The organism is Gluconacetobacter brunescens (assembly GCF_048695475.1).
Taxonomy (GTDB): Bacteria; Pseudomonadota; Alphaproteobacteria; order Acetobacterales; family Acetobacteraceae; genus Gluconacetobacter.
In genome coordinates this window covers 1,995,260-2,016,218 of the sequence record NZ_JBLHEN010000001.1, presented here as the reverse complement: position 1 = coordinate 2,016,218, position 20,959 = coordinate 1,995,260, and the positions used below count along the sequence as shown (strand labels likewise).

Genomic DNA, 20,959 nt, shown 5'->3' with positions numbered 1-20,959 from the left:
AATCATGCTCTCCCACATCGCCATCATGTTCTGGCGCGGCATCGCGCAGCGCCGTCTGTTCACGGCCCTGAACGTGGTCGGCATGGCGCTCGGCATGGCCACGTTCCTCACGCTGGCGCTGATCGTGCGCTACGAATTCAGCTTCGACCGATGGATTCCCGACGCGGCGAACATCTACCGGCTCGATGCCTTTCGCGTAAAAGAGGCTTCCGTCTCCAGCATCCGTCTGTTCGACGCCATTCAGGCCGAGCACCCCGAATGGCCTGCCTCGGCCGTCGTGCGGGGTTTCTCGGATGCCACGGTCATCGTCGGCTCAAAGGTGCGCGACGTCACCATCGCCCGCACGGATACCCATTTCTTCGACGTCTTCGACCTCCCGCTCGCCGAAGGTGACCGGGCGACGGCGCTCGTTCCCGATGGCGCGGTCCTGACGCGGACGTGGGCGCGGGGTCTGTTCGGCACCGATCGCAACATTGTGGGGCGAAGCTTCGATATCATCCAAAGGGGCGAGCGGCAGCGGTTGCATGTGACGGGCATCCTGGACGATCCCGCGCCCAACACGACGCCGCATTTCGACCTGCTCGTGCCGTCATCGTCCAAAAGTCTTCATGGCTATGATATGTGGGCGATGCAGGACACGGAGGTCTGGGTCCGTCTCGCACCCGCCGTGGCGGCCCGCCTGCCGGATCTCCTGAACGGGCTGGTTCAGCGCCATGCCGCCGGGCTCACGGCCGACGAGGCCAGGCCTTACGTTGTTCGCGCCCGCCCGCTCACCAGCCTGCACTTCTTCGATGCGACCATCGGCTGGGGAGGGGCGGACAAGCGGCTGCCGGTCATTCTCGGCCTGGTGGGGCTCCTGGCGCTTGCGGCGGGGCTGATCAACTTCGTCAATCTCTCCACGGCGCTGGCGGCGACGCGGGCGCGGGAAGTGGCCATGCGCAAGGTGCTTGGCGCGACGCCACGGATGCTGGGCCTGTCCTTCACGGCAGAGGCCGTCGGTCTGGCGCTGATGGCGGCGGGCCTGGCGATCGTGATGACGGAACTTGCGCTGCCCTGGGTCGCCACGCTCAGCGGCTGGCCCCTGAGGCTCGATTTCTCCTTCGCGCTGCCGCTTCTCGTGCTGGCGGCCGTCATCGGCGGGGTCTGCGCAGGCGCCTATCCCTCCTGGCTGCTGTCGCGGTTCCGTCCAGCGTCCGTGCTGGCCTCCGCGCGGCTGCCCGGCAGTGGCCGCCTCGGCAGCCGCCTGCGCGAAGGGCTGGTCGTCGTCCAGTTCGCGTTCGCCATCACGCTGACCATCTGCACGTTCGTCATCTGGCGACAGACCCATCTGCTCCAGACGATGGATCGCGGGTACCGGCAGTCCGGTCTGCTCGTCGATCTGCTGCCCGACGAGCCGTTCGCCCGACAGCGCCAGCAGCCCCTGGCCGATCTCCTGCGCGGCGTCCCCGGCGTCACGGGCGTCACGATCTCGGACAACGCGCCGGGCGGCGGATCGGTCAGGATGACCTACGGTGCGACCCGTCCGGGCCATGAGAAATACGTTCGTATCGCTCTCGTCGGAACACAGGCTTCGACGCTGCCGCTCTTCGGCGCCCGTCTCCTGGCCGGCCGTCTGTTCGACGCGCGGAGCGACCGCGACAGCCGTCCCATGCCCGTCGCACCGTTCGACGCTGCCTTCAGCATGCCGGACTACAATTTCGGCACGCACACCATCGTCCTCAACGAAACGGCCACCCGCACCCTGGGCTTTCCCGACCCCGCCAGCGCGATCGGCCAGCCGATCTATCTCGAAGGCAGGATGATGCAGACCGTGATCGGCGTGGTAGCCGACATGCGTCTCCAGGCGGGCCGCGCGGCCGTCGACCCCGCGCTGTATTACGCCGTATCCGGCCCGATCGCCCACGGTGTTCTCTCTGTCCGCTACGACCACGCGCCCGAAAACGCCGTTCGCGCCGCCATCGCCGCCGTCTGGAAACAGGTCTTCCCCGAAGCCGCGCTCAACCTTCGCGGCGTGGACGAGATCGTTGGCGAGGATACCAGGCCGGAGCAGCAACGCGGCACGCTGATGATCATCGCCTCGCTGCTCACGTTGTCCATTTCCTGCATCGGGCTGTACGGCATCGCCGCCTTCAACGTGCAGCGGCGCCTGTTCGAGATCGGCGTGCGCAAGGTTCTCGGCGCAACGGCAGGGCAGGTGACGGGCCTGCTGGTCTTCCAGTTCCTGCGCCCCGTGCTGCTGGCCAATATCGTCGCGTGGCCGGTCGCGTGGTGGGCGATGCGGGGATGGCTGGCCGGCTTCGACCGGCGCATCGGCCTCTCGCCGCTCTATTTCGTCGCCACCGCCCTGCTCGTCACCCTGCTGGCGGTCGTCACGACGCTTCTCCGCGCCAGCAAGGGCGCACGGAGCGTACCAGCCATCGCGCTCGGCTCGCCGTGAACTCGCGATATGGTCCCATAATGCGAATCTGCCGAATTTCACGGACGGGCGGGCGTCATCTGACGGCAGGCAGGCGTTGCGCTGAGGAGACCCGCACGATCAGGAGCCCATGAAATGTCCGATTACGACCTCTATTACTGGTCCGTGCCGTTCCGTGGCCAGTTCGTGCGCGCCGTCCTGGCCTACGCCGACAAGAGCTGGACCGAGTGCGGCGACGCGGCGATAGCGAAGCTGATGGAAGGGCCGGTGGAAAACATGCCGGTCCCGTTCATGGGCCCACCCCTGCTGATCGACAGAAAGGCGGATTTCGCCATCGCCGAGACGCCGGCGATCATCCTCTATCTCGGCGAAACGCTGCACCTCCTGCCCACCACCCCGGCCCTGCGCGCCCTGAGCATGAAAATCGTCAACGACGCCAATGATGTGATCGACGATATCACCCTGGATGGCGGCCGTGAGATGTGGACGCAGAAAAGCTGGCAGGCTTTCGTCCCGCGCCTGCGCAAGTGGATGTCCCTCTGGGAGGAAACCGGGCGACGCCGGGGCCTCAAGGCCGAAACCGGCTTTCTCCTCGGCGGCAAGGCGCCGGGTATCGCCGACATCGTGACGGCCACCCTGTGGTCGACCATGACAGAGCGTTTTCCCGCCATCGCGACGATCCTCGAGGACACAGCCCCCCTGACGGCAGCCCTGACACGGCGGGTCGCAACCGTGCCGGCGCTGGCGGCACTCGCCGCCAAGGCGCGACAGGATTATGGCGACGCCTATTGCGGCGGCCAGATCGAGGCCTCGCTGCGCAGGGTCCTGAACGCCTGACTCTTCAAGAGGCGGAAAACCGGCCAGCGCACCTCCCGCCCAATGCGGAAAACACGCCGCGATCTATCAGGATTTCTCCCGTTCCAGCAGCCTCTTCTTGCGCGCGACACCCCACCGATACCCCGAAACCGTGCCGTCATGGCGAATGACGCGATGGCAGGGTATGGCAACGGCCAGCGCATTGGCACCACAGGCATTCGCCACCGCCCGTACCGATGCGGGGGCACCGATCCGGCGCGCGATGTCGCGATAGGTCGCGGTACTCCCGGCAGGAATCTCCCGCAGCGCATCCCACACGCGCTGCTGAAACACCGTGCCGCGAATATTGAGGGGCAGATCCAGCCCGATGGCAGGCGCTTCCACAAACCCGACCACCCGCGCCACCAGTTCTTCGTAATCCCGATCTCCCCCGACAAGCTCCGCCCGGCAAAAACGATCCTGAAGATCGCGCACAAGCAGTTCGGGATCATCCCCCAGCAGAATGGCCACGATCCCCCGTTCGCTGGAGGCCACAAGGATCGCCCCCAGCGAACAGGCCCCAACGGCAAAGCGCAGCCGCTCGGCCGGCGCGCCCCGGCGCAACGCGGTCGGCGTCATGCCCAGCATCCCGGCGGCCTTTTCATAAAAGCGGCTGCTGGAGCCATATCCGGCGGCATAGATCGCCTCCGTCACGCTCGGTGCCGCGCGCAGGGCATCGCGCAGGCGCCCGCTCCGGCAGGCATCGGCATATTGGCGGGGCGAAAGCCCGATGGCGTGCGTGAACACACGCTGGAAATGGCCGGGGCTCAACCCGACCGTGCGCGCCAGGGCGGCCAGGGTCGGGCGCCTGTCACTGGCTTCGATCAGACGACACGCCCGCACCACCAGCGCCGTCCGGCCATCCGCGCCCGCCGCCGCGTCGGGGTCGCAGCGCAGGCAGGGCCGCGCCCCGGTCGCCCGCGCGTCCTCGATCGTGTCATGAATCCGCACATTCTCCGGCCGCGCCATCCGCGAAGGGCAGGAGGGTCGGCAATAGACCCCCGTGGTGGTCACGGAATACCAGAACCACCCATCGGCCCGCCGGTCCCGATCGGCGATCCCGCTCCAGCGCGGGTCCCGCTCGGCGGAGCCCCCGTTCCCGTCCGATCCGTTCATGCGCAAAAGAGGGCGCCCCATCTCCGCCTCCCGTCAATTGTGATTGACCCTGAGGGTATGTCCGTCAACCATGCCGCACACTCCGAACCTTGCGATCAAATCCCGATCATCATGCCGGTATCGTCATCCCGGCCGCGCCTGTTAAACAGGCCGGCCACGCTGGCCGGCAGCCGGATGCGCACGCCGAAAAAGGGAAAGAAGCCGTTTTGTCGAAAGCCGATCACTCGTCCAGTCTTGCATTGCTGTCTCTGGCCTGCGGAGCCTTCGCGATCGGGGTGACCGAATTCACCCCCATGGGTCTGCTGCCCGTCCTGGCCGAGGGCGTCCATGTCAGCGTGCCCAAGGCCGGCAGCCTGATCAGCGCCTACGCCTTCGGCGTCATGGGCGGCGCCCCCTTCGTCACCCTGCTGCTGGCCCGCTATCCGCGCAAATACGCGCTGATCGGGCTGATGGTCCTCTATGCCATCGGCAACCTGACGTCGGCGGCCAGCGCCGACTACACGCAGTTGCTGCTGTCGCGGGTCCTCACCAGCATGGCCCATGGCGCGTTCTTCGGCCTGGGCGCGGTCGAGGCCGCCAGCCTGGTCGCCCCCAACCGGCGGGCCAGCGCGGTGGCCAGCATGTTCATGGGCCTGACGGTCGCCAATATCTTCGGCGTTCCGGCCGCCACCTGGCTGGGCGACACGCTGGGCTGGCGCAGCGCCTTCGCCGCCATCTCGGTGCTGGGCGTGGTCGCGGCGGCGGCCCTCTCCATCGTCCTGCCATTGGCCGAAGCCGGCCCAAGGCCCGATGCGGCGGCCGAACTGAAGGCCATCCTGCGCCCCAACGTGCTGATGGCGCTGGGCGTCACCGTCATCGGCGCCGGCGCGATGTTCGAACTCTACACCTATATCGTGCCGATGCTGGAGCACATCACCCAGGCGGGCCCGGCCCTGACGACGGCGGCCCTGATGCTGATCGGCGTCGGCTTCAGCATCGGCAACGCCATCGGCGGCCGGGCGGCGGACCGCTCGCTGGCCGGCACGCTGCTGGTGTTCTTCCCCATCCTCGGCCTGATCATGCTGGCCTTCCCCTTCGCGGCGCAGACGCCGGCCGGGGCGCTGATCGGCGTCCTGCTCTGGGGCACCGCCAGCTTCTCCCTGATGCCGGCCTTGCAGATGCGCACCATGCAGGCCGCGCACGACGCGCCGGGCCTGGCCTCGTCGGTCAATATCGGCGCGTTCAACCTGGGCAACGCGCTGGGCGCGGCCTTGGGCGGTGCGGTCCTGTCCTTCGGCTTCGGCTACCCGATGGTCTCCGCCGCCGGGCTCGGGATCTGCCTGCTGGGCGTGGTGCTGGTCCTGCTGTCGCGCACCGGTCGGCTGTCACCGCAAGCCGAATAAGGCGCTCGGGTCGCCGCCAGCGCGCAGGCGACCCGATGCCATTACGGCTCGCCCGTCATCACGATCGGCCGATCCACCAGCAGGATCGACAGAATCCCCGCCACCACCAGCGCCACCGCGCACATATACCACGCAATGTCGAACCGCCCGGTCCAGGACACGATATATCCGGTCATGATCGGCGCCAGCAGCCCCAGCGAGTTGCTGAAGGTCAGGGTCACGCCCGTCACGGCCCCGATCCTGCGCCCGTTTTCCACCAAGTCGGTCAGCAGCGCGGTATTGGCCCCATTGGCGGCGATCAGGCAGCACAGCGAGATCGAGAGAACCAGCAGGATCGGCGCCATGGTATGGAAATGCGGCAGCAGCCCGATGCTTGCGGCCCCGGTCACGCACGCGGCCACGATAAAGCGCCGGCGCGGCGGATGCAGTTCGCGCCGGAACACGATCCGCTCCAGCACCCGCCCCACGACCACCGCCCCGGCGGCGGCGGCAAGATAGCACAGCGCGGTACGGGTGCCCGATCCTGTCACGTCGATATGCAGCTCATGGATCAGATAGAGCGGCATCCACGACATGACGAGGAAGTTGAGGTAATTCTGCGTGCACTGCACGGCCAGAATCCCGAAGAACGAGCGCGAGCGGAACAGCGCCCGCACCTCACGGAGCGAAATCGGCGTCTTAGGCTGCCGGTGCACGCCCTCGGCGGGATTGCGGTAGATCAGCCACCACGCCACCGCCCACACCAGTCCGATCACCCCCAGCGCGATGAATTCAAGCCGCCAGCCGAACAGTTCGATCAGATACGCCCCCGCGATCGTCCCGCCCGCCAGGCCAAGCTGCATGCCCGTCAGCAGCACGGTCATCACCGACCCGCGCTCCTTCGGCAGCGCCCAGTTCCGCACCACCGTCGCCCCCACGCCGAAGGTCGGCGCCTCGCCGACACCCAGCAGCACGCGCGTCATCAGAAACTGCGAGACAGTCTGCACCATGCCGCCCAGCAGCATCGCGCACGACCACAGCGCCACCGCAAGGCTGCCCACCAGCCGCGCCCCCACCATGTCGAGCACGATCGTCGAAGGCAGGTTCAGCAGAAAATACGACCACAGGAAGCTGGACGAAACCCAGCCCATCTCGACCGGCGTGAGCGAAAACTCCTTCCCCAGCGCCGGCAGCGCGATCGAGAGCGCCGCCCGATCGCCATAGCTGATGACGTACATCAGAAACACCAGGCCGAAGAACACATAGCGCGAGGCATGCGGCCCCCGCGCCGGCGCCGTAAACCCGGCCGGCGCAGGCAGGTCGGCAATCCCGTCCGGACTGCTCCGCCCGTCAGACATCGCAACGGAGCCGGCGGAAGGCGTGCTGGAAGCGGCGCTCATGACTGTGCTCCTTCGACGGAGGTTGAGGGCAGGGGGGCACGGGCGGCCGCCTTCGGCCGGTCATGGCGCAGCATCCAGACGCCCGAGCCGACGATCAGCAGTCCGCCGGCCAGCATGGCGAGACCCGGAATCTCCCCGAACCCCAGCCAGCCGATCATCGCCGCCCACAGCAGGCCCGAATAGGCAAACGGCCCGATGGCCGAAACCTGCGCCGAGGCAAAGGCCTCGGTCTGCAAGACCTGGGCGATTCCGGCAAAGGCCCCCACCGCCACCAGGCACAGCCCATCGGCCAGATGCGGCGTGGTCCAGATGAACGGCAGCGGAATCGCGGTCGCCAGCGTCATCAGGATCGCCTGCCACAGGGCGATCGTGGTGCTGGATTCCGTCGCCGACAGTTGCCGTATCTGCATGGTGGTCAGGGCGCCCACCGCGCCCTGCGCCAGCGCCACCAGATAGGCCCAGCCTGCCACGGCCCCCACCACCCCCGCCTGGGGCGCATTCCGCCCCATGGCCACGACGACAACGCCGCAGAATCCAAGAAAGACCGCAATCCACCGATGTCGCGACGGCCGCTCATGCAGCAGCGGAATCGACAGCAGCACCAGAAACAGCGGCTGGGTGTAGGACAGCACCTGCTGCTCGGCCAGCGGCAGCCGCGTCACCGTGACCACGATCATGATCATGCTGATCAGGCCCACGACCGAGCGCGTCAGATGCCCGGCGAAATGCTGCGTCTTCAGCGTCATCTTCGTCCGCGCCGCAATCATCATCACGAACGGCAGCGAAAAGAGGTTGCGGAAGAAGATGATTTCCAGAACCGGCAGGCGGGGCCCCGTGACCTTCTGCAAGGCATTCACCATCGCCGTAAACAGCATGGCCGACGCCAGCAGCATGGCCCCGCGCTTCAGGTCATGCCTCATGCCGCCACCGTAATGATGGGCGCGCTCGTCGCAGGCAGGGCGGGGCGGTCTGGCAAGATCGGGATATCCCTGTGTCAGTCGGTCAGCAGATGCGCGGGCGTCAGTTCCGCCCCCGTCGCCTCGATTTCCGCGCGGACGGCCCGCGCCAGTGCCAGCGATCCGGGCGTGTCGCTATGCACCAGGATCGAACGCGCCTTCACCGGCAGGCGGGCACCATCGATGGTCCGCACCGAACCATCCTCCAGAAACTGCCGCACCCGCCCCCGCACCGCCGCCAGGTCATGGATTACGGCGCCGGGCTGTCCACGCGGCACCAGCGCGCCCTCCGCCGTATAGGCCCGGTCGGCCAGAAACAGCGTCAGCGTCCGCAGCCCCGCTTTCTCCGCCGCGCGCTCGCTCGCCTGTCCGGGCATGCAGAACACGGTCAGCTCCCGGTCCAGCGCGGCAATCACCCGCGCCAGCCGCAACGCCCGCCCGTCATCCGCATTCGCCATGGTGCCGAAGGCGGCATGATAGCTCACATGCGTCACCCGGTGTCCGTGCCGCGCCGCGATCCCTTGCAGCGCCCCGATCTGGCAGGCCAGCATCGCCTCCATCTCGGTGTCGGAAACCGCCATCGGCCGGCGCCCGAACCCCATCAGGTCCGGCAGGCCGGGGTGCGCCCCAATCCCTACCTGCCGCGCCTTCGCGGCCTGCACCGTGCGGTCCATGATGGCATAGTCGCCGGCATGGAATCCGCAGGCGACATTGGCGGTGGAAATAACATCCATCAGCCCGTCATCGTCGGCGATGCTCCAGCGGCCGAACCCTTCGCCCATGTCCGAATTCAGGTCGATCTTCATCATTTCGCTCCGGCTGCGCGGGGCGCCCGACGCCGGGCGGAGCCGCCATACAGGTCCACCATCATCCGCAGATCATCGAGATACGCGGCAATCGGTCGCATCGCCGCGACGCCTTCGTCATGGTCGCAATACTGAAAACGGATTTTCCGTCCGATGCGCGCCTGCGCCAGCCGCCACAGATCGGCCTCGATCACGGTCGCGATCCGGGGATAACCACCAGCCGTATTGGCATCGGCCAACTGCACGATCGGCACCCCGGCCGGCGGCACCTGCACAATGCCGGGCACGATCCCGTAAGACCGCAGCTCGACCGGCTCCAGCAGGCTCAAGGGCTCGCCCTTCAACCGATACCCCACCCGGTCACTCTGCGGCGTGATCTGCCACTCCGTATCCCAGAACCGCTCGCGCGACGCCTCGGTGAACCGATGGAAGTCGGTGGCCGGAATGGCGCGCAGCGTCACCACGCCGTCATCCCCATCGCACGCCCGCCGCAGCACCACCGCGGGCGGCAGCGCCCCATAGCCGGATACGACCGGCCCACCCACCACAGGCAGGCTATCCCCGGCCTCCAGCGGCCGCCCCGACAGTCCACCGAACCCGCCGCGCAACTGCGTGCTGCGCGAGCCCAGCACCACCGGCACATCCACCCCGCCCGACACGCACACATAGCCCCGCGCACCCTGACGGGGAGGCGAGACCGTCAGCACCTGCCCAGCCTGCGCATGCGCCGCCGCCCAGGGCAGCACGGGCCGCCCGTCCAGTTCCAGCACCGCGTCGATGCCCGTCACGGCAAAGCTGCACGCGGCGTCGAAGCGCAGCACGAACGGATAGGTCTGCAACTCGATCCCCGCCGCGCCCGAAGCATTGCCCAGCAGGATATTGCCGATTTCCAGCGCAAGAAAATCCATGGCGCCCGACGCGCCTACGCCCAACTGGCGATAGCCCGGCCGCCCCAGATCCTGCACCGTATTCAGCGCGGAGGTTTCCAGAATCGTAATCACAGCTCAACGCTTTCCGGATAGAAGCGGATACGGTCTCCGATCGCGAACAGCGCCGGCGGCTCCCGGTACGGATCGAACAGCGCAATGTCGGTAAACCCGATCGAATTCCAGCCATTCGGCCCGGTCAGGGCGGAAATGCCGGCCTGCATGCCGCCGATCGTCACCGTGCCCGCCAGCATCTTCAGCGACGGCACCGATTTGCGCGGCGTGGCAATGCGCGGGTCCAGCCCATGCAGGTAGCCGAAGCCGGGCGCGCTGCCCAACGCGCAGACGGTGTAGTCGCCCGCATGATGAATCGCGATCACCTCGGCGGGCGTCAGCCCGGTATGGGCCGCGACATGGGCCAGATCCTCGCCCAGCGCCCCGCCATAGCGCACGCCGATCTCGAACAGCCGCCCCTCGATATGCCGCTCCGGCAGCGTCTCCCACGCATGGCGCAACCATTCGGCGACAAGGGCAGGCTGTTCCGGCGGGGTGGAGAACACCAGCATCAGGTTCGTCACACCGGGGATCAGTTCGCCAACGTCGCCGCGCGCGCCGGCCGCTTCCATCAGCGCCCAGATCCGCCGCTGCTGCGCCAGCGTAAAATCCCCCGGCGCCTCGAACAGCATCGCCCGCGTGCCGATCATGCTGATCACGGGCCGGTCGCCCGCGGCGGTCGTCTCCGGTCGGGCGCTGTGCATCGTGTCGCTGTTCACCTGATGTCGTCTCCAGCCCGATCGGCACATATACGCGGAGGGCCGGATCTAAAACCGATATCGCAACGATATGGGGTCCGATCATCCCGCCGATGGCCAAACCTATGGCGATTCATTGGCCCCTCGCCAGAGCCATTTTCAGTGTGATGTCATCGGATAATCTTATGGCTCCGGCCCGCGATCCCTTCCATCGCATTATCTTATGACGCGAGAACGAACCACTCTTGGCGCTCTGGTCGTTACGCTACTAGCATCAAAAAAAGAACGTCCGGCCGACGCGCCACGATCCCCGCCGCGCGGCAATTTTTCCTTGCAGGATCAGGATTCAGTCCATGAGCACCCAGCCCTACAAAACCGCTCTCGTCACCGGCGCATCCTCTGGCATCGGTGCCGCGATCGTGGGCCGGCTGCAACAGGCCGGCATCACGGTCCACGCGGTCGCCCGTAACGAGGAGCGCCTGGCCCGGCTGGCCGAGGAAACCGGCTGCATCCCCCACGCCGTCAGCGTCGCTGACCACGCCGCGATCGCGGCCCTCGCCGAAGAGATCGAGATCGACATCCTGGTCAACAATGCCGGCCAGTCCCGCACCGGCAACATCGTCAAGACGACACCGGACGATATCGACGCGCTGATCGACGTCAATCTGCGCGCGGTCCTGCACCTTACCAACCTGGTCGTCCCCGGCATGGTCCAGCGCGATCGCGGCCATGTCGTCAATATCAGCTCGATTGCCGGCCATTACGCCTTCGCGGGCGGCAACACGGTCTATCACGCCACCAAGGCCGGCGTGCATTCCCTGTCGCAGCAACTGCGGTGCGATCTCTACGGCTCGCACATCCGCGTCACCGAAATCTCTCCGGCCCGCGTGGAAACCGAAGTCTTCGGCCGGCTGATCGGCGACATGGAGGAGGCGAAGCGCCGCTTCTTCGACGAATATGACTCCCTGCTGCCGTCCGACATCGCCGATTCCGTCGCCTTCGCCGTCCTGGCCCCGCAGCGCATGAATGTCAGCTTCATGGAAGTCCTGCCGACCATGCAGGTCGTCGGCGGCCTGAACTTCGCGAAGAAAACACCCGGCGCGGCCTGACGCCAGTGGACATCCAGCAGCTCAAGCGCCTGATCGACCTGCTGGCCCGCTCCCCGATCCAGGAACTGGAGATCGCGGAGGGCGGCCAGTCCATCCGGCTGACCCGCCGTCCGGCCGGGGAAGCCGCCGGAGCAACGGCGGCGGCCCCAATCGCCGCCCCGCAGGCGCCCGCGCCATCGACCCCGGCGCCCCCGCCGGCCGCCGAGGCCCCACGCATCATCACGGCTCCCACCTACGGCGTCCTCCATCTCTCTCCGTCACCGGACACGCCGCCTTACGTGGAGGTCGGGCAGGAGGTCCAGGCGGGCCAGCAGGTAGGACTTGTGGAAGCGATGAAAGTCTTCAACGCCGTCAAGACGGCCCTGTCGGGCCGGGTGGCGGAAATCCTGGTCGCCGACGGCGCGGAAGTCGAGGCAGGCCAGCCCCTGTTCCGCCTGGCATGAGCACGCCGCGACGTTTCGACAGGGTGCTGATCGCCAATCGCGGCGAAATCGCCCTGCGCATCCAGCGCGCCTGCCGCGCTCTCGGCCTCCAGACGGTCGCGGTCCATTCCGAGGCCGACGCCGAAAGCCGCCACGTCCGCCAGGCCGACATCGCCCTGTGCATCGGCCCGGCCCCGGCAGGCCGTTCCTACCTCGATGCTGACGCCCTGCTGCTGGCCGCCCGCGCCACCGGCGCCTCGGCCATCCACCCCGGCTACGGCTTCCTCTCCGAAAACGCCGATTTCGCCGATGCGGTCGAGGCAGCGGGCCTCACCTTCATCGGTCCCACCGGCGCCTCCATCCGCATGATGGGCGACAAGATCACCGCCAAGCGCGCCATGCGCGATGCCGGCGTGCCCTGCGTTCCCGGCTCCGACGGCCCCCTGCCGGCCGACATGGCGGCCGTCCACGCCCTGGCCGCCCAGGTCGGCTTCCCCGTCATCGTCAAGGCGTCGGGCGGCGGCGGCGGCCGGGGCATGCGCGTCGTCTGGACCGCCGAAGAGCTGGAAGAAGCCGTCACCCTCACGGCCAAGGAGGCCCAGCAGGCGTTCGGCAATCCCACGCTCTATCTCGAACGCTTCATGCAGAAGCCCCGCCATATCGAAATTCAGGTCCTGTGCGACACGCACGGCACCGCGCTCTGGCTGGGTGCGCGCGACTGCTCGCTGCAACGGCGCCACCAGAAGGTGCTGGAAGAAGCCCCGGCACCCGGCATCCCCCCCGACATCATCGCCGAAATCGGCCAACGCTGCGCCGAGGCCTGCCGCCGGATCGGCTATCGCGGCGCCGGCACGTTCGAATTCCTCTACGAAGACGGCATCTTCGCCTTCATCGAGATGAACACCCGCGTGCAGGTCGAACACCCGATTACCGAGGCCACCACCGGCATCGACATCGTCGCCGCCCAGCTTCAGGTCGCCCAGGGCGAAAAACTGGCCATCCGTCAGAGCGACGTCGCCACCCACGGCCACGCCATCGAGTGCCGGATCAACGCCGAAGACCCGCTCACCTTCATGCCGTCTCCCGGCCGCATCACGCGTTGGGACCTGCCGGGCGGCCCCGGCATCCGCGTCGATACCCACGTCACCGCCGGCTACGCGGTCCAGCCCTATTATGATTCGCTGATCGGCAAGGTCATCGCCCACGGCGCCACCCGGCAGGAGGCCATCGCCCGCCTGCGCGTGGCCCTGGCCGAAATGCAGGTCGAAGGCGTCTCCACCAACATCCCCCTCCATCGCGACATACTGGCCGACCCGCATGTGCAAGAGGGCGGCGTGGACATCCATTATCTCGAACGCTGGCTCGCGGAGCGGACAACCCCATGACCGAAGCGCCCCTGCTCCCCGACCTCTCCACCCTCCCGAACGTCGAGGAAATCGCCCAGCTCACCATCTGGCTGGCCGAAGCCGGCCTGTCCGCCATGGAACTGTCCAACGCCTCCGGTGGAAAACTGCGCATCGCCGTCGCCCAAGCCCCGGCAGCAGCCCCCCAACCTGTCCCGGAGGCGCCGGAAACACGCACCGCCACGGCCCCCTATTTCGGCCGTCTCGCCCTGTGCCACCCCCTCCGGCAGGAGCCCTTCGCCCCGGTTGGCGCCAGAGTGTGCAAAGGCGACACCATCGCGCTGCTGACCCTCGACACCCTCCAGCTTCCCGTCACCGCGCCAGCCGATGGCACGGTCGTGGAGGTCCTGGCGCAGGAGGATATGCTGCTTGGTTACGGCGCGGGAATCCTCACCATCAGGCCCTGACAGCTTTCGTTCTTTTTTGAAAAAAAGAACCAAAAAACTTTTGATTCGTTCAGGGGTATCGCGTGTTCCCAGCACAAAACTCCTGAACGGATCAAAAGTCTTTTTGCTTCTTTTTCTTCAGAAAAAGAAGAGAACCTTTCTTACGCAAGTCCCGCGACAAACGCCGCAATCCGCCGGCACCCTTCGCGCAGCGTCTCGGTATCCGTGGCATAGGAAATCCGAAAGAACGGGCTCATGCCGTAAGCCGCGCCCTGCACGCTCGCCACCTGCTGTTCTTCCAGCAGCGCCATGACGAAATCCGTATCGCTGTCGATCCGCCGCCCACCGGCCGAGACCTTGCCCATGCAGGCGCCGATCTCGGGATAGACATAGAACGCCCCTTGCGGCGTATGGCAATGCAGGCCGGGGATGGCATTCAGCAGCCCGACGACAAGGTCGCGCCGCGCCTGATATTCCGCCGCCCGTTCCTTCAGGTAATCCTGCGGCCCGTCCAGCGCCGCGATGGCGGCGGCCTGCGCCAGCGTGTTGATGCCGCTGGTGGCCTGGCCCTGCATGTTGTTCATGGCGGCGATCAGGTCGCGCGGCCCACCGCAGAAGCCGACGCGCCAGCCGGTCATGGCATAGCTTTTCGACACGCCGTTGACGGTCAGCACCCGGTCCTTCAGGCGCGGCTCGACCTGCGCCAGCGTGAAGAATGCGAAATCGTCATAGATCAGATGTTCGTAGATATCGTCGGTCAGCACCCACACATGCGGGTGCTTCATCAGCACGGCGGCAATGGCTTCCAGGTCGGCGCGCGGGCAGCAGGCGCCGGTCGGATTGTTGGGGAAGTTCAGCACCAGCCATTTCGTCTTCGGCGTAATGGCGGCATCGAGGTCGGTGGGCAGCAGGCGGAAATCGTTCTCGGCCAGACACGGCACCTGCACGATCCCGGCCCCGCCAAGCCGGGCGATGTCGGCATAGCTGATCCAGTAGGGGGTCGGCAGCACCACCTCGTCACCCGGATTGCAGGTGGCCATCATGGCATTATAGATAATCTGCTTGGCGCCGTTGGCGATCAGGATTTCATCGGGCGCGTAGTCCAGCCCGTTATCGCGCAGGAATTTCCGCCGCACCGCCGCCTTCAGCGCCGGCTTGCCGGCCTGCGGCGGATATTTGGTATCGCCCCCGCGCGCGGCGGCAAAGGCGGCCTCGACCACATGGTCCGGCGTCGGAAAATCGGGCTCGCCGGAGGAAAGGCTGACAATCCGCACCCCCTGCGCCTTGAGCGCCGAAGCCTTGTCCGTCATGGCGGCGGACGCCGAGATCGCAATCCCATTCAGTCGGTCTGCAAAGCCAGGCATCGTTCAATTCTCCAGGCGCGATGGCAAGATGGCGCACAGGGCGCGTCCGCCAATCTAGGTCGTTTCGCCTCCATCGAGATACTGCCGAAAATAATCTGGCCCCATACAACTATTATATGGCGACGAGGCACCGTTCCAACATTACGATGTGGATACGGTTCGCCCGGCGGGCCACCCATTTTCGGCTCAGGAGCCATCATGGCGGACATGATACGCAATGACGACACCGCCTGCCGCGTCGAATGCGACCTGCTGGGCCCGGCCGAAATCCCCGCCCAGGCGCTCTGGGGCGTCCACACCAGCCGGGCCGTCGCCAATTTCCCCATCAGCGGCACGCCCATCGGCGCGTTCCCCGAACTCGTGCGGGCGCTGGCCACCGTCAAGCAGGCGGCCGCCCGCGCCAATCGCGCCCAGGGCAGCCTCGACCCCGAACGCGCGGCCGCGATCGAGGCCGCCTGCATCAAAATCCGCAACGACCAGTCATATAACGCGCATTTCGTCGTCGATGTCATGCAGGGCGGGGCAGGCACCTCGACCAACATGAACGCCAACGAGGTCATCGCCAACGTGGCGCTGGAGATCATGGGCCGCCCCAGGGGCGACTACGCGGTCCTCCACCCCAACGACCATGTCAACATGGCCCAGTCGACCAACGACGCCTATCCCACCGCCCTGCGCCTCGCCGCCCTGTTCGCGGTCGATCCCCTGCTCGCGGCCCTCACCGCACTGGCCCAGGCGCTGGATGAGAAGGCACAGGCTTTCGCACCGATCCTCAAGGTCGGCCGCACCCAGTTGCGCGATGCGGTGCCGATGACGCTGGGCCAGGAATTCGGTGCCTTCCGCAGCATGGTCGAGGCGGAAATCCGCAACCTGCACACGCAATCCGCCGCGTTCTTCCAGATCAATCTCGGCGGCACCGCCATCGGCACCGGCATCAACACCCGCCCCGACTACGCGCGCCTGGTGACGGAGGAACTGGCCTGCCTGACCGGTCGCCCGATCACCTCCGCCCCCGACCTGATCGAGGCGACATCCGATGTCGGCCCCTTCACGATGTTTTCCGGCGCGCTGAAGCGGCTGGCGCTCAAACTGTCCAAGATCGCGGGCGACCTGCGGCTGCTCTCCAGCGGCCCGCGCGCGGGCCTGGGCGAAATCGTCCTGCCCGCCGTCCAGGCCGGCTCGTCGATCATGCCGGGCAAGATCAATCCCGTGATCCCGGAAATGGTCAATCAGGTCGCCTACCTCGTCGCCGGGCACGACCTCACGATCACCCTGTGCGCCGAGGGCGGCCAGCTCCAGTTGAACCCGTTCGAGCCGATGATCGGCTATTGCCTTCTGTCGTCAATGCAATTGCTCACGTCGGCCATCGACACGCTGCGCACCCGCTGCATCGCGGGCATCGAGCCCGACCGCGAACGCTGCCGTGCCCTGTCCGACAACAGCCTCGGCGTCGTCACCGCCCTGGTCCCGGTGCTCGGCTATGAAACATGCTCCACCCTCGCCAAACGCGCCCTGGCCGAAGGCGGCCGGATCGCCGACCTGGTGCTGGAGGAAGACCTGCTCTCCCGCGAAAGGCTGGCGCACCTCCTCAGCCCCGAACGGCTCACCAGCCCCAATCTCGGATAAGACTATTGGACGCCCGCAAGAGCCTGTCTGGAAACGCGCGTCGGATCGCCGCCAGCGCCCATGTCCAGGCAGGCTTCAGGTCGCCTGCGTGCCCGGCCAGTTACGCGACGTGGCCATGGTCTTCGCCAGATCGACCAGATGTTCCCTGACCGCGACCGAGGCCTCCGTTTCCGGAACCGTCTCGGGAATGCACAGCGATACGTCTTCCTGGATCACCGGGTTGCGCAGCGGGTAGATTTTCGACCGTCCCGGCACGACGATCCGGCTGGCGACGGACCACGGCAGGATGGTGCTGCCGATCCCCTGCGCAATCGCCTCCTGCAAGGTCGGCAGCGCCTCGATCTCGGCGACGATCGTGGGCGTCAACTGCTTGCGCAGAAAGGCCATGTCGATCCGCTGGCGGACGAAATTATGTTTGGGCGGCACCAGAAGCGGAATATCGATGATATCCGCCAGTTGGACCGCGCCCGAGGCGTCCTGCGGAAATTCCAGCGTCTCCGGCGCAAGAAGAAAAAAATCCTCTTTCATCAAGGGCGTGAACAGAACCCCCTTGATCGGCCCCGCACCATGGATCACCGCCATGTCCAGCCGGCCGGTCATAATCAGTTCGCTGTAGATTTCGTCGAAACTCTCGGTCAGATGCAGGATGACGCCGGGAAGGTTGGTCCGCACCCGCTGGAGCAGATCCACCGCCAGTGTCGATCCGGCACTGTAGGGCGAAAGCCCGACCGAAACCTTGCCCACCATCGGTCCCGCGCCGAGCGTGATTTCCGTCATCGCCCGGTCGAGCTGCTTGCTGATGGTCTGCGCGTGCCGGTACAGTTCCACCCCGGCCATGGTCGGGGTCACGCCGCTCTTGCTCCGGATGACCAGTTTCTGCTTGAAGGTACTTTCCAGGGCCGCCAGTTGCTGGCTGAGCGCGGGCTGGGCAATGTTCAGCAGGTCGGCAGCGCGGGAGATGCTGCCAAGATCTATAATTTTTACAAATGCCTGCAGCCGTCTTATGTCCAACTGTCACTCCGTGCCGCGCGCGTAAGGTTCCCCGCGATACTAGGCACCGGCCTGCCGCCCGTCAACGAAACTGCGGCGCCCCGCCGTTTTCGGCGCCGCGCGGCCTCTGCCACCGCCGGTTGTCCCGCCCGTCCGCCCGGCGGATTCAGCGACCCATATGATTTAACTATGCGGCCATATTCATAACTGCACCGTAACTTATGCATACGCGGTTGGTGTCGCTGTCTCGGAATTTCCGAAATGGCCCCGGTTCGGTCCGGGGCCCGGCGCGCGGCGGTGTCGTTGTAAATATCCTGTTTCATAACAGGAACATTCCTCAATCAAACCAGAAGGGTGGCGAATATGCTTCTTCAATATTCCCGGCTGCCGCGACCACAGGGCAATGCCGACATCGATCTCCCGGCGACGCTGCCTGCGGAACAGCAGGGAATTGCGCCAGCCCCCTTCCGATCGTTGTGGAAGGCCGGCACCGCCCTGCGGCCGGTCGCCTGCTGGGCCGTCATCGGTCTCCTTGCCGCGTCGGCCACCGCGCCCGCGCGCGCCGCCACGCCCGATGCCACCGAGGCGGGCAACGTCAAGGCCCCCGCCCCCGCCAAGGCCCGCGCGAAGCCCAAGCACAAGGCCGACGCCGACGAGCAGGTCATCGTCACCGGCACCCGCGCCCCCAACCGCCATGCGCGGCAAAGCTCCAGCCCGGTCACGGTCGTCACCGCCGCCACCCTGGCGCGCACCGGCCTGCCCAACCTGGCCGAGGCCCTGGCCCGCACCTATCCGTCGATCAATATCCAGGCGATGGGCCAGAACGCGGACGCGCTGACCTCCTCCATCCGCATGCGTGGCCTCAACCCCAACCACGTCCTGGTGCTGGTCGACGGCATCCGCCGTCATACGACGTCCAACATCAGCACTGGCGCGGGCGTCAATTTCGGTTCCACCCCCACCGACCTGAACTTGATCCCCGCCGCCGCGATCGACCATATCGAGGTGCTGGAAGACGGTGCCGCCGCCCTCTACGGGTCGGACGCGATCGCCGGCGTGGTCAACATCATCACCAAGAAGAAGCCCTCGGGCCTGCATGTCAGCGCCACGACCGGCGCCAACGCCTATCTGGGCGACGGCTGGACGACGCAGATCGACGCCGACGGCGGCCTCCGCCTGGGCAGCGACGGCTATATCCATCTCTCCGGCCAGTTCATGCACCGCGACGATTCCGTCATCAAGGCGATCGACCACCGGCTGATCGAAGACCAGGCGCCCGCCGGCGCCTATACGGGCAGCGCCTATACCGGCGACGTCAAGGTTCCGCTCTATTCCAACCAGGTGACCAACGTTCCCGAGGAAACGCGGGAATCCATGGCAATCAGCTTCGGCAAGCCCATCACCGACAAGGTCGAAGGCTACGGCCTGATCACCTACGCCCACCGTCATTCGCAGGCGTTCGAGCAGTTCCGCCTGCCCAACGTGCTGCCCTCGGCCTACCCCTATGGTTTCGAGCCCCTCGATGTGGGCGAGGAAAACGACTACGCCGCCACGCTCGGTCTCAAGGGCAGGGATTTCTTCGGTTTCGACTGGAATCTCAGCACCACCTACGGCGCCGACCAGGTCAATCTCTCCACGACCAACAACGTCAATCTCGGCATGCTGAAGTCGACCTGCGTGCCCGCCTCGGTCGATCCCACGTCCATCTATGCGTCGGGCGACGGCTGCGGCTACGTCAAGGACAAGTTCTTCCTAAAGGGCTTCACCGCCGCGCAGTGGGACAACAAGCTCGATTTCCGCCGGGGTTTCACCCTGCCGCTCCACATCCCCCTCAACCTGGCCTTCGGGGCGGAACACCGTCTGGAAACCTATGAGCTGTCGCCGGGCGAGCCCGCGTCGTACCAGCTCGGCGGCCCGCAGGCCATCGTGGGGCTGACTCCCACCAATGCCGGCTCGTGGAGCCGCGACATCTGGGCGGGCTATATCGACACCGACTTCAAGCCCCTGCCGCACTGGGATATCGATCTCGCCGGCCGTTTCGAGCACTACACCGATTCCGGCAACACCGAGAACGGCAAGGTCTCGACCCGCTACGATTTCTCCAGGCGCATCGCCATTCGCGGCACCGTCAGCAACGGCTTCCGCGCCCCCACCCTGGCCGAGCAGCATTACAGCTCCGCCGCCCTGTCGCCGACGGTCGCCGGCGGCCTCCTGCCCGCCAACTCGGCGGCGGCGCGGGAACTGGGCGCCACGCCGCTCAAGCCCGAACGCTCATGGAACCTGTCGGGCGGCTTCGTGCTGGAGCCGGTCGACGGCTTCCATGTCGAGGTCGACGCCTACCAGATCGCGATCCGCGACCGCCTGGTCAGCAGCAGTTCCTATAACGGCCCGGCGGCGGTCAGCGCGCTCGAATCCATGGGCTTCACGGTGCCCTCCACCATCCCGGCCGGAAACGTCACCGCCAACTACATCACCAACGGTGCCAGCACCCGCACGCAGGGCGTGGATATCAAGGCCGACTATACCTTCCATCTGCAACGCTACGGCAACCTGGCCCTGTCGGCGGCGCTGGACCTCAACCGCACCCGCGTCGGGCATATCTCCACCAACGCGGCCGGCAATCCCCTGCTGAACGCGCAGGCTATTTCCCAGTTCACGACCGAATACCCGCGCAGCAAGCTGGTCCTCAATGCCTTCTGGACCATCGGCAATTTCGACGTCAACATCCGCCAGAGCCGCTACGGCGAGACCAAGAGCCTGCTGACCTACCAGGACTGGGCCACCGGCACCTGCGCCGATGGAACGTCCCAGCAATATTCGACAAAGTGCTGGTACGAGTTCAAGGGTTCGCCCCGCTGGCTGACCGACCTGCAGATCGGCTACCGCGTCAACGAGCACTGGCACGTGGCGGTCGGCGGCAACAACCTCTTCAACATCCGCCCGCGCGAAATCCCGCAATCGACCCGCTATAACGGCACGAACATCTACGATACCTACGCGGCAGGCATCCCGATGACCGGCGGCTATTACTACGGCCGCGTCGACGCGAACTTCTGAGAGTATCCGTTGTG

General features: G+C 66.5%; 18 protein-coding genes. 9 read left to right on the top strand and 9 right to left on the bottom strand.

Annotation, left to right across the window (positions count from 1 at the left end):
* The first annotated feature begins 4 nt into the window (after nt 1-4).
* Nucleotides 5-2,437 (top strand): ABC transporter permease, encoded by a 2,433-nt coding sequence (locus ACMAUO_RS08915; RefSeq protein ID WP_420356563.1) that lies wholly within the window; start codon nt 5-7, stop codon nt 2,435-2,437.
* A gap of 114 nt (nt 2,438-2,551) precedes the next feature.
* Nucleotides 2,552-3,253 carry a glutathione transferase, Atu5508 family gene (gst, locus tag ACMAUO_RS08910; protein ID WP_420356562.1) on the top strand — a complete coding sequence of 234 codons (702 nt, stop codon included), beginning with the start codon at nt 2,552-2,554 and terminating at the stop codon, nt 3,251-3,253.
* A 66-nt stretch (nt 3,254-3,319) separates the two neighbouring features.
* Here gst and ada read toward each other — a convergent pair whose 3' ends face one another.
* Complete coding sequence (ada, locus tag ACMAUO_RS08905) at nt 3,320-4,408, bottom strand: bifunctional DNA-binding transcriptional regulator/O6-methylguanine-DNA methyltransferase Ada (RefSeq protein ID WP_420356561.1); 1,089 nt, start codon at nt 4,406-4,408, stop codon at nt 3,320-3,322.
* A 74-nt stretch (nt 4,409-4,482) separates the two neighbouring features.
* Nucleotides 4,483-4,716 carry a hypothetical protein gene (locus tag ACMAUO_RS08900; protein ID WP_420356560.1) on the bottom strand — a complete coding sequence of 78 codons (234 nt, stop codon included), beginning with the start codon at nt 4,714-4,716 and terminating at the stop codon, nt 4,483-4,485.
* On the opposite strand from ACMAUO_RS08900, the gene ACMAUO_RS08895 reads away from it, so the two are divergent.
* The gene (locus tag ACMAUO_RS08895; protein WP_420356559.1) at nt 4,681-5,769 is read left to right on the top strand and encodes an MFS transporter; all 1,089 of its coding nucleotides are present in this window, start codon (nt 4,681-4,683) and stop codon (nt 5,767-5,769) included. The genes ACMAUO_RS08900 and ACMAUO_RS08895 overlap by 36 nt on opposite strands.
* A gap of 41 nt (nt 5,770-5,810) precedes the next feature.
* Here ACMAUO_RS08895 and ACMAUO_RS08890 read toward each other — a convergent pair whose 3' ends face one another.
* The 5 genes from ACMAUO_RS08890 to pxpB all read right to left on the bottom strand — a co-directional run bounded on the left by ACMAUO_RS08890 (nt 5,811) and on the right by pxpB (nt 10,594).
* Nucleotides 5,811-6,986 carry an MFS transporter gene (locus ACMAUO_RS08890; RefSeq protein WP_420357240.1) on the bottom strand — a complete coding sequence of 392 codons (1,176 nt, stop codon included), beginning with the start codon at nt 6,984-6,986 and terminating at the stop codon, nt 5,811-5,813.
* Between the two features lie 158 nt (nt 6,987-7,144).
* Entirely contained in the window at nt 7,145-8,068 is a 924-nt protein-coding gene (locus tag ACMAUO_RS08885; protein WP_420356558.1) for a DMT family transporter, read from the bottom strand.
* Between the two features lie 74 nt (nt 8,069-8,142).
* Nucleotides 8,143-8,910: a LamB/YcsF family protein gene (locus ACMAUO_RS08880; protein ID WP_420356557.1), complete on the bottom strand. Its 768-nt coding sequence runs from the start codon at nt 8,908-8,910 to the stop codon at nt 8,143-8,145.
* Nucleotides 8,910-9,911 carry a 5-oxoprolinase subunit C family protein gene (locus ACMAUO_RS08875; RefSeq protein ID WP_420356556.1) on the bottom strand — a complete coding sequence of 334 codons (1,002 nt, stop codon included), beginning with the start codon at nt 9,909-9,911 and terminating at the stop codon, nt 8,910-8,912. The genes ACMAUO_RS08880 and ACMAUO_RS08875 overlap by 1 nt, the downstream gene beginning before the upstream one ends.
* On the bottom strand, nt 9,908-10,594 hold the full coding sequence (gene pxpB / locus ACMAUO_RS08870; RefSeq protein WP_420357239.1) for a 5-oxoprolinase subunit PxpB: 687 nt from the start codon (nt 10,592-10,594) through the stop codon (nt 9,908-9,910). Before pxpB ends, ACMAUO_RS08875 begins: the two co-directional genes overlap by 4 nt.
* Nucleotides 10,595-10,941: 347 nt before the next feature.
* Between pxpB and ACMAUO_RS08865 the strand changes: the two genes are divergently transcribed.
* From ACMAUO_RS08865 to ACMAUO_RS08850, 4 genes are read left to right on the top strand one after another with little or no spacing between them, the layout of a single operon-like run.
* Nucleotides 10,942-11,697, top strand: a complete 756-nt coding sequence (locus ACMAUO_RS08865; protein WP_420356555.1) for an SDR family oxidoreductase — start codon at nt 10,942-10,944, stop codon at nt 11,695-11,697.
* A gap of 5 nt (nt 11,698-11,702) precedes the next feature.
* Nucleotides 11,703-12,140 (top strand): acetyl-CoA carboxylase biotin carboxyl carrier protein, encoded by a 438-nt coding sequence (locus tag ACMAUO_RS08860; RefSeq protein ID WP_420356554.1) that lies wholly within the window; start codon nt 11,703-11,705, stop codon nt 12,138-12,140.
* Nucleotides 12,137-13,504 carry an acetyl-CoA carboxylase biotin carboxylase subunit gene (gene accC / locus ACMAUO_RS08855; protein ID WP_420356553.1) on the top strand — a complete coding sequence of 456 codons (1,368 nt, stop codon included), beginning with the start codon at nt 12,137-12,139 and terminating at the stop codon, nt 13,502-13,504. The genes ACMAUO_RS08860 and accC overlap by 4 nt, the downstream gene beginning before the upstream one ends.
* Nucleotides 13,501-13,929, top strand: a complete 429-nt coding sequence (locus ACMAUO_RS08850; RefSeq protein ID WP_420356552.1) for a biotin/lipoyl-containing protein — start codon at nt 13,501-13,503, stop codon at nt 13,927-13,929. The genes accC and ACMAUO_RS08850 overlap by 4 nt, the downstream gene beginning before the upstream one ends.
* Nucleotides 13,930-14,069: 140 nt before the next feature.
* Here ACMAUO_RS08850 and ACMAUO_RS08845 read toward each other — a convergent pair whose 3' ends face one another.
* Nucleotides 14,070-15,272 carry a pyridoxal phosphate-dependent aminotransferase gene (locus tag ACMAUO_RS08845; RefSeq protein ID WP_420356551.1) on the bottom strand — a complete coding sequence of 401 codons (1,203 nt, stop codon included), beginning with the start codon at nt 15,270-15,272 and terminating at the stop codon, nt 14,070-14,072.
* Nucleotides 15,273-15,470: 198 nt separating this feature from the next.
* Here ACMAUO_RS08845 and ACMAUO_RS08840 point away from each other — a divergent pair, with 198 nt between their 5' ends.
* On the top strand, nt 15,471-16,898 hold the full coding sequence (locus tag ACMAUO_RS08840; protein ID WP_420356550.1) for an aspartate ammonia-lyase: 1,428 nt from the start codon (nt 15,471-15,473) through the stop codon (nt 16,896-16,898).
* Nucleotides 16,899-16,973: 75 nt separating this feature from the next.
* Here ACMAUO_RS08840 and ACMAUO_RS08835 read toward each other — a convergent pair whose 3' ends face one another.
* Nucleotides 16,974-17,909 carry a LysR substrate-binding domain-containing protein gene (locus ACMAUO_RS08835; RefSeq protein ID WP_420356549.1) on the bottom strand — a complete coding sequence of 312 codons (936 nt, stop codon included), beginning with the start codon at nt 17,907-17,909 and terminating at the stop codon, nt 16,974-16,976.
* Between the two features lie 342 nt (nt 17,910-18,251).
* On the opposite strand from ACMAUO_RS08835, the gene ACMAUO_RS08830 reads away from it, so the two are divergent.
* Nucleotides 18,252-20,945, top strand: coding sequence for a TonB-dependent receptor plug domain-containing protein (locus tag ACMAUO_RS08830; RefSeq protein WP_420356548.1), 2,694 nt, complete (start codon nt 18,252-18,254; stop codon nt 20,943-20,945).
* Nucleotides 20,946-20,959: the final 14 nt, after the last annotated feature.